Origin of the sequence: Enterobacter sp. CPE_E863, assembly GCF_046521465.1 — a bacterium.
Lineage (GTDB): Bacteria > Pseudomonadota > Gammaproteobacteria > Enterobacterales > Enterobacteriaceae > Enterobacter > Enterobacter adelaidei.
The window spans coordinates 1,063,958-1,078,834 of record NZ_JBKFZX010000001.1 but is presented as its reverse complement, the minus strand read 5'-3'; the positions used below and the strand labels follow the sequence as shown (position 1 = coordinate 1,078,834).

The window sequence follows — 14,877 nt, the reverse complement described above, 5'->3', positions numbered from 1 at the left end:
GTAGGCCGGGTAAGGCGTAGCCACCACCCGGCTTTTTTATTTCTGACAGTGTGGACACCAGTAAAACGGTCTTGAAGAAAGCATCATCCTGTCGATAATCCCGCCGCACCGCTCGCACTTCTGCCCCGCCCGATGAAACACCTTGAACCGGAACAGCGCCCCGTGATGCTTATTGTCATCCACCACTCCGCGCGTGTTGTACGACAGTCGCGGGATGTCCAGCAGCGCGTGGGACAGCGCCTCCAGCCGTTCATCGCTCAGCTGAGAGGCTTTATGCTGCGGCGCCAGCCCGACTTCCCAGAGGATTTCCACCCGCAGGTAGTTGCCAAGCCCGGCCAGAAACGCCTGGTCAAGGAACAGGCCGGAAAACTGCCGGTTACGGAATTTGGGCGATAACAGTCGGGCCTTCACATCGCTCGCCGTCAGACGCATATCCAGTACGTCCGGTCCCACTCGCTGTAGAAACTGGTGTGCGAGCAGTTGCTCCGGCGTTAACATTTCGATATCAGAGGCGCTATAGAGCAGGATCGCCTTATCGGCAGTTTGCAGCCTGACGCGCAGCACGCGGGTAGTCTGCGGCTGTTCACCCGCCTCCACCACTCGCCAGACGCCGTAAAGCTGGTTATGGCTATATAACGTCAGGTTATGGGAAAAATGCGTGAGCAACGCTTTGCCGCGCGTTTCAATATGGGTTACCGTCTGCCCCACCAGCTGTGATTCAAACGGTTTCAGTTGAGGAAAAGCAAACCAGACCTCCGTCAGATGTTTGCCCTTTATCGCCGCCTCGAGGCTATCCGCCGCGCGGCGGATCTCCGGGCCTTCTGGCATTTTTCTGTCCTTTCATGATTAGTCTGCGCTGACAAGGATGCCCTCCTCAGAGAACGCTGCCCGCAAGCGGCGCGCGAACTGGAGCGCATGCTCGCCATCACCATGTAAACATACCGTATCAGCCTGAACGTGCGCCGATGTGCCATCCACGGCGGTGACCCGCCCGGCGCGCACCATCTCCAGCGTCTGGGCCAACGCTTTACCTTCGTCCGTTATCAGCGCACCGGCTTGCGTACGCGGTACAAGACTGCCGTCGGGTTGATAACCCCGGTCGGCAAAGACCTCCTGCCGCGTGGTTAACCCCAGACGCTCGCCGGCGCGAATAAGCTCGCTGCCTGCCAGACCCACCAGGATCAGCTGTGAATTGCAGTCTCTTACCGCACGGGCAATAGCATCTGCCAGCGCCGGATCTTTTGCCGCCTGGTTATAGAGCATGCCGTGCGGCTTCACGTGGCGCAGCGCGCCCTTCTCGGCGCGAACCATCGCCTCCAGCGCGCCAATCTGGTAGAGCACCTGAGCGTAGACCGTCTCAGGTGGCAGGCTCATCGCGGTGCGACCAAAGTTCTCCCGGTCAGGGAAGCTCGGGTGAGCGCCAATCGCCACGCCATTTTTGATGGCTCGACGCACGCTTGCGAGCATGATTTGCGCATCGCCCGCATGAAAGCCGCAGGCGATATTGACCGAAGAGACCAGTGTCATCAGCTCCGCGTCGGCACTCCCGCCCTCGCCCAGATCGGCGTTTAAATCAATCTTTGCCATCAAGCCTCCACGCCAGTTGTTCCAGATAACGCTGCTGATCCTGACGCGCTTTTAGCGCTTCCTCCAGCGAACATTGCACAAAATGAATCGGCTGCCCGAGAGGGATTTGTGCCAGATGGTAGCGATCGGCTTCAATAATGCAGGCAATTCGCGGGTATCCCCCCGTCGTCTGCGCATCGTTCATCAGTACGATGGGTTGACCGTTACCCGGTACCTGAATGACACCGGGCAATAAACCGTGGGAAAGCAATTCCCGGTCGGTGGTACGGGTCAGCGGTTGCCCCTGAAGACGATAGCCCATGCGGTTACTTTGCGGACTTATTTTCCACGGTGAACGCCAGAAAGACTCCTGAGAAACCTCATCAAACTCCTGATATTCCGGTCCGGGCAACGCGCGGATTTGATTTCCCCACAACAGCTGTTTTACGCCCAGCGTCGTAGAGAAATGGCGGGCTGAAGGTTTAATCGCAAGACGATCTCCGTCGCGCAACAAACGTCCTTCGTGCCCACCGATACCCGCTTTTTGATCGGTACTGGAAGACCCCATGACCTCCGGTACATCAATGCCGCCCGCGACCGCAAGATAGCTCCGGACGCCGTGCAGAGGTCGTTTAAGCGTCAAACGCTGCCCGGCTTTCGCCCGCAGTCTCCAGCCCGTCCAGACGGCTTTGCCATCCAGCGTAGCGTCACACCCCGCTCCGGTTAAGGCAAACCATGTCTCCTGAGCAAACTCAATGACACATTGACCGAGCGTAATTTCAAGCGCAGCCGTATTGCCGGGGTTGCCCACCAGCACGTTAGCAATCTCCAGTGCAGGCCTGTCCAGCGCACCACAATAGCTGACGCCAGACTGGCGCAAACCAAAGCGGCCTGCATCCTGAACGGAGGTGTAAAGCCCGGCGCGAATAAGCGTTAACATACCCCCTCCTTCTGCGGGATAAAGCGAAGGGTATCGCCTGGACGCAAGAGAACCGGCGATTCCTGCCCGGGTTCAAATAACGGCGTGGACGTGTGTCCAATAAGCTGCCAGCCACCCGGTGATGCCAGTGGATAAATGCCGGTCTGCTCACCGCCAATCGCAACAGTACCTGCTGGCACACTCAGGCGAGGCTCGGCGCGACGCGGCGTATACAGCCTTGAAGAGAGCCCTCCCAGATACGGAAAGCCCGGTTGAAATCCTAAAAACCAGACAACGTAATCAACGGAGGCGTGCAGCTCAACGACCTGCTTTTCCGTTAAGCCGCAGTGTTCAGCCACCACAGAGAGATCGGGCCCCTGCGCACCACCATAAACGACCGGGATCTCAATCGTTCTGGAGTCAGGCTCCAGCGCCTCACTCTCTTCCCACCAGCGCTGCAAACGTTCGATGGCATCGAGGGCCAGAGTATGCGGATTACGCAGTACCACGGTGATGTTATTCATACCTGGAATGGTTTCCACCACTTCAGGGATCTCGGCCAGACGCTGCGTCAGCCGCCAGATACGCTTTTGTGTGGCTAGCGTGATCGGGGGTTCAAGCTCCAGTACGACTGCGGTTTCCCCCAGAAGATAACAACGCGCTCGCTGCACTTAATCACCTCTCATCAGGCCGGGTTGGGGATATCAATAAAGGACACATCCAGCTCGGTATTTTCCGTCAGCCATTCACTGAGGGCACGAATGCCACCGCGCTCAGTGGCATGGTGGCCTGCCGCGTAAAAGTGCAGACCCTGCTCACGAGCAGAGTGAACCGTCTGCTCTGAGACTTCGCCGGTGATGAACGCATCGACGCCGAAGCGGGCAGCGCTGTCGATAAAGCCCTGTCCGCCACCGGTACACCAGGCAACACGTTTAACCAGATCCGGTCCGGTATCACCGCACCACAATGGGCGACGCCCCAGACGCGCTTCAATCCAGGAGGCCAGCTCCAGACCCGGAACCGGCATCGCCAGTTCGCCCCACGGCACCAGAGGTTCAATCTCACCCATCACGGTAATTCCCAGAAGCTGTGCGAGCTGGACGTTGTTTCCCAGTTCCGGGTGTGCATCCAGTGGCAGGTGATAGCCGTACAGGTTGATGTCATTTGCCAGCAGCGTTTTCAGGCGGTTGCGCTTCATTCCGCGAATAATCGGCGATTCGTTTTTCCAGAAATAACCGTGATGGACAATCACCGCGTCTGCGTCCTGACGGACAGCTTCATCCAGCAGCGCCTGGCTTGCCGTCACACCGGTGATAATTTTCTGTACCGTTTCACGTCCTTCAACCTGAAGCCCATTCGGGCCATAATCGCTGAAGGAGGCACTGTTCAGTTTTTCGTTAATCAGGCTTTCCAGTTCGCTATTTTTCATCATGATTCTCTTAAGCTTTACGGGCGGCTTCGTACGCCGCCAGCGTGGCGACGCGCGCCTGTTTATGGTCAACAATCGGACGAGGATAATCCAGCGTGACGCGCTGTTTATCCGCCCAGACCCACGGTTCGTGAATCGCTTTGGCGGGAACATCCTTCAGTTCAGGTACCCAGGCGCGAATAAACGCACCTTCAGCATCAAATTTTTGCCCCTGGGTGGTTGGATTAAAAATCCGGAAATAGGGAGCCGCATCGGTGCCGGTAGAGGCCGCCCACTGCCAGCCACCGTTGTTCGCCGCCAGATCGCCATCGATCAACTGAGAGATAAAATAGCGCTCCCCGATACGCCAGTCGATAAGCAGATCTTTCACCAGGAAGCTGGCGGCGATCATCCGCAGACGGTTGTGCATCCACCCGGTTTCATTCAGTTGGCGCATCGCGGCATCAACAATTGGGTAGCCCGTTTCTCCCTTCTGCCAGGCCTGTAAAAGCGTCTCGCTATACTGCCATTTTACGTTATCGGTCCAGGGAATGAATGGCCGATGCTTACATAAATCAGGGTGATACGTCATCAAATGGCGATAGAATTCGCGCCAGATAAGTTCGTTAAGCCAGACCGAGCCCACGCCTCCGTCCAGCGCCTGAGGTTGTTCGGCCAGAAGGCGGTGCAAACACTGGCGCGGAGAAAGGACACCCAGCGCTAAACAGGCCGATAAACGGCTGGTTCCTTCAATAGCGGGAAAATCCCTGCGCGTGTCATATTCGCCCGCGCCCTGTTTGCAAAACTGGCGCAGTTTCGCGATAGCAGATTTCTCGTTTTCGGGGATCAGAAGTGCATTGAACGCCTGCTGGGGATAGTTAAATGTCAGCTCAGGCAGATCCGCTATCACGTCGCCCCGGACAGCAGGAGCGACCACGCACTCCGGCAGTGCCTCTTTAAGACGTTTAACAAAGGCATTTTTAAAGGGCGTAAACACTTTATACATTTCATGACCACCGGTCATGACGCTGCCCGGTGCCAGCATCACGCTGTCATCAAATCCCTGGCACTGAACATCCTTCAGGATTGACTCCAGCTGGCGATCTCGCTGACGTTCGTTCAGCTCGTACTGATAGTTATAAAAAAGATGTGTGACTTCGTTCTGCTGACAGATCTCCTGTACCGTCTGAAGCTGTGCGGCAAAGTCACTCACCTCTCTATAAATCAGGGGAATGCCTTTTTCGGCCAGCGAGTGCTGCAGATCGTTCAGCCAGGCACGGAGCAAGGCCGCCTGGCGGGGAGCCATATCATGCTGCCGCCACTGCTCGGGCGTGGCAATAAACAGAGCCAGTACGTTAGCGTCTTTGGCGCGACAGGCCGCCGCGAGTGCGATGTTGTCATGTACGCGCAGGTCCGCGCGAAACCAAACCAGATGGGTGGGCATAAAACTCCAGGCAAATATCCATTATGTCCGTAAGGCCATGCCACCAAAGAGAAAATGGTGCAGGCTTTTATGTACTTTGCCATGAAGTGTAGACGCGATGAAATAAAAAAGGCCGCCCGGGGCGGCCTTAACGCTACTTGTCCTGCGCTATGGAGGAAAATGCAATAAACCCGTTCGGTTCATCACTTTTTACAACGAGTACGCTGGCGACAATGAACGCGATGCAAAAATAGCGTTTCATTATGCGGTCCCTGCTGCTAACCGCTCCACCGTTCACCACCGGTGATAAGTCGGTGGACACAAGCTCTGACGAAAGCCTGACTTACGGTTGTGGTGACGCCTTTCCCGGGACCGGTGCCCATGTGCAAGATGGCGGAAAGGGACGCTGCATACTAGTTGGCCGTGGCGTAAAACGTAACCCATGGAAGTGATTTCTAAGAATATATTTAGGGAGTTGCAGTTTGATTACATAAGGACCTGAGATATTCTTGTAAGCCTCTGACGAGAGCTTGAAAACCACCCAACGGACCGCGAATCCCGAGGGACAAAAAAACCGCCACATTGCTGTTGGCGGTTTTTTTATTGCTGTGTGGAATCTTTGTATCAGTAGAAATCGCAGGTCGCTTTCTCGGCCTGATCCATCCACACCGGCTTCTCGCTGGTTTTCGCCCAGACGCGGTGCAGATAGCTGTAAAAACGTGCACGATCTTTCCAGAACAGCATCACCGGCAGCGCCAGCACACCAGCCACTACGGCGAAAGTGCGACGCATGAAAACGATATGAGCCGGAAACTCTTTATAAAGATCCATATTTTTCTCCCCTATAGTTGGCCGGAAACGTCATCCGGAAAATTCAAAATCTGTGACCTGGCTAAAATAATATCGCTTTGTTTGTAATTTTACTACTCATCCGACCACTTATTTTTGTCCGTTTAGTGAAAATTTACACTCGCGCCGTAATTAAGTTACAAAAAAGTTAACAGTTTACTTATCAATAGTTAAATTGTGGGCTTTGTCATTTTTATACTTTTTTTACACCCGCCCTCCCCATTTTTGCGAAATCTTTGCGCCAGAAATCCTACCGTTAACACAACAACAAAAGTCACCCGGAGGTGGATTGTGAGTGCAGGTCTTATTGCCGGCATCGTGCTGGTGTTCCTGTTATTGGGTTATCTGGTCTATGCCCTGATTAATGCGGAGGCATTCTGATGGCTGCTCAGGCGTTTTTGCTTATTGCCAGCTTCTTAGTGGTATTGTTCGTTCTGGCAAGGCCACTGGGAACAGGACTGGCACGGCTGATCAACAACGTACCTTTGCCGGGCACGGGAAGCGTTGAAAAAGGGATCTGGCGTGTACTGGGAGTTCGTGATCAGGAAATGAACTGGCGTCAATATCTGACAGCCATTCTGCTGCTGAATATCGTTGGCCTTATTGCGCTTTTTGCCATGTTGATGTTGCAGGGTATTCTGCCGCTCAATCCACAGCAGTTACCGGGTCTGTCCTGGCACCTTGCGTTGAACACGGCAGTCAGCTTTGTCACCAACACCAACTGGCAGTCCTATTCCGGTGAAACCACGCTCAGCTACTTCAGCCAGATGGTCGGTTTAACCGTGCAGAACTTCCTCTCGGCCGCCACTGGTATCGCCGTTATCTTCGCGCTGACGCGTGCTTTTGCACGCCAAAAAATCAGTACGCTGGGAAATGCCTGGGTGGATCTGACGCGCATCACGCTGTGGATCCTGCTGCCCATTGCGCTGCTGATCGCGCTGTTCTTTATTCAGCAAGGCACCCTGCAAAACCTGCTGCCTTATGCATCTTATACCTCGCTGGAAGGTGCAAAACAGCTCCTGCCGATGGGTCCGGTGGCATCACAGGAAGCCATCAAGATGCTCGGAACGAACGGTGGTGGCTTCTTTAACGCCAACTCGTCTCATCCGTTTGAAAACCCTACCACCTTGACCAATTACGTGCAGATGCTGGCAATCTTCCTGATTCCTGCCGCACTCTGCTTTGCCTTTGGCGACGTGGTCAACGATCGCCGTCAGGGACGCACACTGCTGTGGACTATGTCGCTGATCTTCGTGGTCTGCGTTGCGCTGGTCATGTGGGCAGAATGGCAGGGTAATCCGCATTTCCTCTCACTGGGTGCTGATAGCGCAATCAACATGGAAGGTAAAGAGAGCCGCTTTGGCATTCTCGCCAGCAGCCTGTATGCCGTCGTCACCACGGCGGCATCCTGCGGGGCGGTAAATGCTATGCATGACTCCTTTACGGCACTGGGTGGCATGATCCCAATGTGGCTGATGCAGATTGGCGAAGTGGTGTTTGGTGGCGTGGGCTCAGGTCTTTACGGCATGCTGCTGTTTGTGCTGCTGGCGGTGTTTATTGCCGGTCTGATGATTGGCCGCACCCCGGAATACCTCGGTAAAAAAATCGACGTTCGCGAGATGAAATTAACCGCGCTGGCGATTCTGGTCACCCCTGCCCTCGTGCTGCTCGGCACCGCGCTGGCGCTGATGACCGAAGCCGGACGCAGCGGCATCTTTAACCCGGGTATCCATGGCTTCAGTGAAGTGCTGTATGCCGTCTCGTCTGCGGCTAACAACAACGGTAGCGCCTTTGCCGGCTTAAGCGCCAACTCGCCTTTCTGGAACTGCCTGCTGGCGTTCTGCATGTTCTTTGGTCGCTTTGGCGTCATTGTGCCGGTCATGGCCATTGCCGGATCGCTGGTGAGTAAAAAAATTCAACCGACCACCACTGGCACATTACCGACCCACGGCGCGCTGTTTATCGGCCTGTTGACAGGCACCGTGTTGCTGGTCGGCGCCCTGACCTTTATCCCCGCCCTCGCGTTAGGCCCGGTCGCGGAATTCCTCTCTTTACGCTGATTTTGCGGAGAAATTGTCATGAGTCGTAAACAACTGGCCCTGCTCGAACCGTCATTAGTTCGCCAGGCGCTTATGGATGCGGTGAAAAAGTTGAGTCCGCGCGTCCAGTGGCACAACCCGGTGATGTTTATTGTCTGGGCGGGCAGTGTTCTGACCACCGCCCTGGCGATTGCCATGGGAACGGGCCACATGCCGGGAAATACGATGTTTACCGGCGCCATCAGCCTGTGGCTGTGGTTTACCGTGCTGTTTGCCAACTTTGCAGAAGCACTGGCAGAAGGCCGGAGTAAAGCCCAGGCCAACAGCCTGAAAGGGGTAAAAAAGACTGCCTTCGCGCGCAAGTTGCGTGAACCGAGATACGGTGCGCAGATGGATCACGTTCCGGCGGATGAACTGCGTAAGGGCGATGTGGTACTGGTGGAAGCCGGCGACATTATCCCTTGTGATGGTGAAGTGATTGAAGGCGGCGCATCGGTGGATGAAAGCGCCATCACCGGTGAATCCGCGCCGGTGATCCGTGAGTCCGGCGGCGATTTCGCCTCCGTGACGGGCGGGACGCGCATTCTCTCCGACTGGCTGGTGATCCAGTGTAGCGTTAACCCGGGGGAAACGTTCCTCGACCGGATGATCGCCATGGTGGAAGGCGCGCAGCGTCGTAAAACACCTAACGAAATCGCACTGACCATTCTGCTCGTGGCCTTGACGATCGTCTTCCTGCTGGCAACCGCGACGCTGTGGCCATTCTCCGCCTACGGTGGCACTGCAGTGACCATTACCGTTCTGGTGGCGTTGCTGGTCTGCTTGATCCCAACCACGATTGGCGGCCTGTTGTCGGCTATCGGCGTGGCCGGCATGAGCCGTATGCTCGGTGCCAACGTCATCGCTACCAGTGGACGTGCCGTTGAAGCCGCCGGCGACGTGGATGTGTTGCTGCTGGATAAAACCGGGACCATCACCCTCGGCAACCGCCAGGCGTCAGATTTCTTACCCGCTCCAGGCGTGGATGAAAAAACGCTGGCAGATGCCGCGCAACTCTCTTCCCTTGCCGATGAAACGCCGGAAGGCCGCAGTATTGTGATTCTTGCTAAGCAGCGCTTTAACCTGCGCCAGCGCGACGTTCAGAACCTGCATGCCACTTTCGTGCCCTTCACGGCGCAAACCCGCATGAGTGGGATTAACATTCAGGATCGCATGATCCGTAAAGGTTCCGTTGATGCGATTCGTCGCCACATTGAAGCCAACAACGGTCATTTCCCACCGGAAGTAGACAACCTGGTTGAGAGCGTTGCCCGTCAGGGTGCCACACCGCTGGTGGTAGCTGAGGGGGCTCATGTTCTGGGGGTGATTGCCCTGAAGGACATCGTCAAAGGCGGCATCAAAGAACGTTTTGCCCAGTTGCGTAAAATGGGGATCAAAACGGTGATGATCACCGGGGACAACCGTCTTACTGCCGCGGCGATTGCCGCCGAAGCGGGCGTCGATGATTTTCTTTCCGAAGCCACACCGGAAGCCAAACTGGCGTTGATCCGCCAGTATCAGGCGGAAGGTCGTCTGGTGGCGATGACCGGGGACGGTACCAACGATGCCCCTGCCCTGGCGCAGGCCGACGTGGCAGTGGCGATGAACTCCGGTACCCAGGCAGCCAAAGAGGCGGGCAACATGGTTGATCTCGACTCTAACCCGACCAAGCTGATTGAAGTGGTGCACATCGGCAAACAGATGCTAATGACGCGCGGTTCGCTAACCACGTTCAGTATCGCCAATGACGTGGCAAAGTATTTCGCCATTATTCCGGCCGCGTTTGCCGCGACCTATCCACAACTGAATGCACTTAATGTGATGCACCTGCACTCTCCGGCCTCGGCCATTCTGAGCGCAGTGATCTTTAACGCCCTGATTATTGTCTTCCTGATCCCGCTGGCGCTGAAAGGCGTGATCTATAAACCACTCACTGCGGCCGCCATGCTGCGCCGCAACCTGTGGATTTACGGCCTGGGTGGACTTGTGGTGCCCTTCATCGGCATCAAGGTTATCGACTTGCTGTTGACGCTGTTCGGCCTGGTTTAAAAGGTGAATCAAATGACGATGTTACGCCCCGCTATACTTCTGTTTATTCTGCTGTCTCTGATTACTGGCGGGCTGTATCCGCTGGTGACCACCGCGCTGGGCCAGTGGTGGTTTAAGGATCAGGCCAATGGCTCGCTGATTATGCAAAACGGTGAAAACCGCGGTTCGCGCCTGATTGGACAGAACTTTACGGATGCCCGTTACTTCCAGGGACGCCCTTCCGCCACTGCCGAAAGCCCGTATAATCCGATGGCTTCCGGTGGCAGCAACCTGGCAGGCAGCAACCCAGAGCTGGACAAAGCCGTCGCTGAACGCGTGGCAGCTCTGCGCAGCGCCAATCCTCAGGCCAGCCGCGAGGTTCCCGTGGAACTGGTGACGGCCTCTGCCAGCGGGCTGGACTACAGCCTGACGCCAGCAGCAGTGGCATGGCAGATCCCGCGCGTCGCCGCCGCCCGTCAGTTGACCGTCGAGCAGGTCAGCCAGCTGGTTGCAGAGCACACGCAAAAGCCGCTGGTCGGCTTCATCGGCATGCCTGTGGTAAATATTGTTGAGCTGAATCTGGCGCTGGACGCGCTAAGGAAAAACTAAATGACCGACGAGCCCATGCGCCCGGATCCGGACAGGCTGCTAGAACAGACGGCTGAAGCCCATCGTGGCAAATTGAAAATCTTCTTCGGCGCCTGCGCGGGCGTCGGGAAAACCTTCGCCATGCTGACAGAAGCCCAGCGGCTTCGGGCGCAGGGGCTCGATATACTGATCGGCGTGGTAGAAACCCACGGACGTAAAGAGACGGCGTCGCTGCTGAAGGGGCTGGCCACGCAGCCGCCCCGACGCATCAGCCATCGTGGTCGGTTAGTCACCGAATTCGATCTCGATGCCGCCCTCGCCCGTCGTCCCGCGCTTATCCTGATGGACGAACTGGCGCACAGCAATGCGCCAGGCTCACGCCATCCAAAACGCTGGCAGGACGTTGAAGAGTTACTTGAAGCCGGTATTGACGTTTTCACGACGGTTAACGTTCAGCATCTCGAAAGCCTGAACGACGTAGTGAGCGGCGTGACCGGCATTCAGGTGCGCGAGACGGTGCCTGACCCCTTCTTCGATTCCGCGGACGAGGTGGTGCTGGTCGACCTTCCGCCTGATGATTTGCGCCAGCGTCTGCACGAAGGCAAAGTCTATATCGCCGGCCAGGCCGAGCGCGCCATCGAACATTTCTTTCGCAAAGGCAACCTGATTGCCCTGCGCGAACTGGCTTTACGCCGAACTGCTGACCGTGTTGACGATCAGATGCGTGCCTGGCGTGATCTGCAAGGCCAGGAACGCGTCTGGCATACGCGGGATGCCATCCTCCTGTGTATTGGTCACGGCAGCGGCAATGAAAAACTTGTCCGCACCGCCGCTCGCCTTGCGGCCAAATTTGGCAGCGTCTGGCATGCGGTGTATGTCGAAACGCCGCAGCTACACGCGCTACCAGAAAACCAACGCCGGGCAATTCTGAGTTCGCTGCGCCTGGCCCAGGAGCTGGGCGCGGAAACGGCGACCCTTTCCGATCCTCAGGAAGATAAAGCTATTCTGCGCTACGCGCGCGAACATAACCTGGGGAAGATTGTGATTGGTCGTCGCCAGCACCGTCGCTGGTTTAGCCGCGAATCTTTTGCTGACAAACTGGCTCGCCGCGCGCCTGATTTGGATCTGGTGATCGTTGCACTGGATGACAAACCCACCCCCTTACCGACTCGCGCGCCAGACAGCCGCACCTTTAGCGATAAATGGCGCATTCAGCTTCGCGGTTGCTTTGTCGCCGTCGTGCTTTGCGCCCTGATTACCGTGATTGCCAGCCAGTGGCTGATTGCGTTTGATGCCGCCAACCTGGTGATGGTCTACCTCCTTGGCGTGGTGGTTGTGGCACTCTTTTACGGACGCTGGCCGTCGGTACTGGCGACGGTTATCAACGTTATCAGCTTCGATCTGTTCTTTATTGCCCCCCGCGGAACGCTTGCCGTTTCGGACGTACAGTACATACTCACCTTCGCCGTGATGCTCACCGTCGGGCTGGTGATCGGTAATCTGACGGCGGGCGTGCGCTATCAGGCGCGTATTGCCCGTTATCGCGAACAACGCACGCGTCATCTCTATGAGATGTCGAAATCGCTGGCGGTGGGTCGCACGCCGCTGGATATCGTGCAGACCAGCGAGCAGTTTATCCGCTCGACGTTTCATGCCAGCAACCTGATTTTACTCCCGGACGAACACGGCAAGCTGCGCCCACTGACGTCGGCCACAGGCATGACGCCCTGGGACGAAGCCATCGCGCGCTGGAGCTTTGACAAGGGTTTACCGGCGGGCGCGGGGACAGACACCCTGCCCGGCGTGCCTTATCAAATTTTGCCGCTGCGCAGTGCAGATAAAAACCAGGGGCTGGTTATCGTTGAGCCGTCAAATCTGCGTCAACTGATGATCCCTGAGCAGCAACGACTGCTGGAAACCTTTACGCTGCTGGTTGCCAGCGCGCTCGAACGGCTGGCGCTGACTGCCAGCGAAGAACAGGCGCGTCTGGCAAGCGAGCGTGAGAGTATTCGTAACTCATTGCTTGCGGCGCTCTCTCACGATCTGCGGACCCCACTCACCGTCCTGTTTGGTCAGTCAGAAATCCTGACCCTGGATTTGGCGGCAGAAGGCTCTAAACATGCTCTTCAGGCCAGCGAGATCCGCCAGCATGTACTGAATACCACGCGCCTGGTGAATAATCTGCTTGATATGGCGCGTATTCAGTCAGGCGGATTTAACCTCAAAAAAGAGTGGCTCACGCTCGAAGAGGTAGTTGGCAGCGCGCTGAAAATGCTGGAGCCAGGCCTTGGCGGGCGCCATATTGCGTTGAACATGCCTGAACCGCTTACCTTAATTCACGTTGATGGTCCGCTGTTTGAACGGGTGCTGATCAACCTGCTGGAAAATGCCGGTAAGTATGCAGGATCCAGCGCCCAGATTGGGGTCGATGCAACGGTGGAAGATCAGACGCTTCGCCTTGAAGTCTGGGATACCGGGCCAGGTATTCCTGCCGGACAAGAGCTGGCCATTTTCGAAAAATTCGCGCGTGGCAATAAGGAGTCGGCCATTCCGGGGGTTGGGCTGGGTCTGGCCATTTGCCAGGCGATTATTGATGTCCATGGCGGGACCATTTCCGCAGAGAACCGTCCGGATGGAGGCGCGCGTTTTTGTGTTACACTTCCTCTGGAAACCCCGCCGGAACTTAATGAATTACCAGAGGATTTGTGATCAACGTTCTGATTGTTGAAGATGAGATCGCCATTAGCCGCTTTCTGCGCGCTGCGCTGGAAGGAGATGGCCTGCGCGTTCATGATGCGGGTACGCTCCAACGGGGTTTAATTGAAGCCGCCACACGCAAGCCGGACCTGGTGATCCTCGACCTTGGTCTGCCGGATGGTGACGGTATTGATTTTATCCGTGAAGTCCGCCAGTGGAGCCAGATGCCGATTCTGGTGCTTTCAGCACGTACTGAAGAGACGGATAAAATCGCGGCGCTGGACGCCGGAGCGGATGACTATCTGATTAAACCTTTCGGCATTGGCGAGCTACAGGCTCGCCTTCGCGTGGCGCTGCGTCGTCACAGCGCCACCACGCCCGCCGATCCCACGTACACGTTTGGTGATATCCAGGTTGACCTTGCCGCCCGGCGCATTGTGCGTGGTGAGGAGGAGATCCATCTCACCCCAATAGAATTTCGACTGCTTGCCGTGTTGCTCAATAACCACGGGAAGGTGCTCACCCAACGCCAGCTACTGAACCAGGTATGGGGGCCAAATGCCGTGGAGCATAGTCACTATTTACGCATATATATGGGACACCTTCGTCAGAAACTCGAAGTCGACCCCGCTCGCCCTCGTCATTTATTAACTGAAACCGGTATCGGTTATCGGTTTATGCTTTGAATAACTATTCATTTTTATTTATAAATAAAACTAAGCTCACTTATTAAATATTCTGAAAATAACCCGATGGTTATTTTTCCGTCTTATTTTTGCCCATTCAAAACATTAATAACACAACCCATTAACGCATCACCAACAAATCAGCATTTTGATCTGCGATATTCATCAAAAACGAATATTTATTTCTGATTTGATCGGTTAATGGTGATCTTCTTCACAGTTCATAGCCCTTTCCTGGATAAAATGACCATGCTTTCAATTACTGAAAGGAAAATGAAACATGGAAAACAACAATCGTTTAATGCCCCATATAAGGCGGACAACACATATCATGATGTTTGCCCACCGAAACTGCTTTGACTTTCATCTCTTTAATGCCCGGTAGTCCTTCGACTTCTGGCGCACCCGCTTACAGGTCATCCTGAAACTCATTTATTTACAGGCAATTGCCTGTGAACCCGTGCGCTTATTCATCTTAATTCAGACGCATCTGCAACCGGGCAGACTGAATTTCAATCATCAAAAAGCAACTCACTGATTTTAATCAGCGGTCACCCTTTGCTTTTTTTCCGGGAAATTATCGATTTCTTTTTTACAAAGAATCGAGGGACTTCTATTACCTAAAATAAAGAGAT

At 55.5% G+C, this 14,877-nt stretch carries 14 protein-coding genes; 7 read left to right on the top strand and 7 right to left on the bottom strand.

Annotated elements, in window-relative coordinates; all coding sequences use genetic code 11:
• Positions 1 to 36: 36 nt before the first annotated feature.
• From nei to ACLHV8_RS05190, 7 genes are all read right to left on the bottom strand, one after another.
• Entirely contained in the window at positions 37 to 828 is a 792-nt protein-coding gene (nei, locus tag ACLHV8_RS05220) for an endonuclease VIII (RefSeq protein WP_208593826.1), read from the bottom strand.
• A gap of 18 nt (positions 829 to 846) precedes the next feature.
• Positions 847 to 1,587 carry a 5-oxoprolinase subunit PxpA gene (pxpA, locus tag ACLHV8_RS05215; RefSeq protein WP_128347817.1) on the bottom strand — a complete coding sequence of 247 codons (741 nt, stop codon included), beginning with the start codon at positions 1,585 to 1,587 and terminating at the stop codon, positions 847 to 849.
• Entirely contained in the window at positions 1,574 to 2,506 is a 933-nt protein-coding gene (gene pxpC / locus ACLHV8_RS05210) for a 5-oxoprolinase subunit PxpC (protein ID WP_108090586.1), read from the bottom strand. Before pxpC ends, pxpA begins: the two co-directional genes overlap by 14 nt.
• Positions 2,500 to 3,156 carry a 5-oxoprolinase subunit PxpB gene (gene pxpB, locus ACLHV8_RS05205; RefSeq protein ID WP_028019442.1) on the bottom strand — a complete coding sequence of 219 codons (657 nt, stop codon included), beginning with the start codon at positions 3,154 to 3,156 and terminating at the stop codon, positions 2,500 to 2,502. Before pxpB ends, pxpC begins: the two co-directional genes overlap by 7 nt.
• Positions 3,157 to 3,170: 14 nt before the next feature.
• The gene (locus ACLHV8_RS05200) at positions 3,171 to 3,914 is read right to left on the bottom strand and encodes a type 2 GTP cyclohydrolase I (RefSeq protein ID WP_208593846.1); all 744 of its coding nucleotides are present in this window, start codon (positions 3,912 to 3,914) and stop codon (positions 3,171 to 3,173) included.
• Positions 3,915 to 3,924: 10 nt separating this feature from the next.
• Positions 3,925 to 5,337, bottom strand: coding sequence for a deoxyribodipyrimidine photo-lyase (phrB, locus tag ACLHV8_RS05195; RefSeq protein WP_208593828.1), 1,413 nt, complete (start codon positions 5,335 to 5,337; stop codon positions 3,925 to 3,927).
• Positions 5,338 to 5,940: 603 nt separating this feature from the next.
• The gene (locus ACLHV8_RS05190) at positions 5,941 to 6,147 is read right to left on the bottom strand and encodes a YbfA family protein (RefSeq protein ID WP_028019445.1); all 207 of its coding nucleotides are present in this window, start codon (positions 6,145 to 6,147) and stop codon (positions 5,941 to 5,943) included.
• 309 nt (positions 6,148 to 6,456) lie between these two features.
• On the opposite strand from ACLHV8_RS05190, the gene kdpF reads away from it, so the two are divergent.
• From kdpF to speFL, 7 genes are all read left to right on the top strand, one after another.
• Positions 6,457 to 6,546, top strand: a complete 90-nt coding sequence (gene kdpF / locus ACLHV8_RS05185; RefSeq protein ID WP_014069365.1) for a K(+)-transporting ATPase subunit F — start codon at positions 6,457 to 6,459, stop codon at positions 6,544 to 6,546.
• Positions 6,546 to 8,225, top strand: coding sequence for a potassium-transporting ATPase subunit KdpA (gene kdpA / locus ACLHV8_RS05180; RefSeq protein WP_208593829.1), 1,680 nt, complete (start codon positions 6,546 to 6,548; stop codon positions 8,223 to 8,225). Before kdpF ends, kdpA begins: the two co-directional genes overlap by 1 nt.
• Before the next feature lie 18 nt (positions 8,226 to 8,243).
• Positions 8,244 to 10,292, top strand: coding sequence for a potassium-transporting ATPase subunit KdpB (kdpB, locus tag ACLHV8_RS05175; RefSeq protein ID WP_208593830.1), 2,049 nt, complete (start codon positions 8,244 to 8,246; stop codon positions 10,290 to 10,292).
• A 12-nt stretch (positions 10,293 to 10,304) separates the two neighbouring features.
• The gene (kdpC, locus tag ACLHV8_RS05170) at positions 10,305 to 10,880 is read left to right on the top strand and encodes a potassium-transporting ATPase subunit KdpC (protein ID WP_049005343.1); all 576 of its coding nucleotides are present in this window, start codon (positions 10,305 to 10,307) and stop codon (positions 10,878 to 10,880) included.
• Positions 10,881 to 13,568, top strand: a complete 2,688-nt coding sequence (gene kdpD / locus ACLHV8_RS05165) for a two-component system sensor histidine kinase KdpD (RefSeq protein ID WP_049005344.1) — start codon at positions 10,881 to 10,883, stop codon at positions 13,566 to 13,568.
• The gene (kdpE, locus tag ACLHV8_RS05160; RefSeq protein ID WP_049005345.1) at positions 13,565 to 14,242 is read left to right on the top strand and encodes a two-component system response regulator KdpE; all 678 of its coding nucleotides are present in this window, start codon (positions 13,565 to 13,567) and stop codon (positions 14,240 to 14,242) included. Before kdpD ends, kdpE begins: the two co-directional genes overlap by 4 nt.
• A 280-nt stretch (positions 14,243 to 14,522) precedes the next feature.
• Positions 14,523 to 14,627 carry a leader peptide SpeFL gene (speFL, locus tag ACLHV8_RS05155; RefSeq protein ID WP_003858645.1) on the top strand — a complete coding sequence of 35 codons (105 nt, stop codon included), beginning with the start codon at positions 14,523 to 14,525 and terminating at the stop codon, positions 14,625 to 14,627.
• Positions 14,628 to 14,877: the final 250 nt, after the last annotated feature.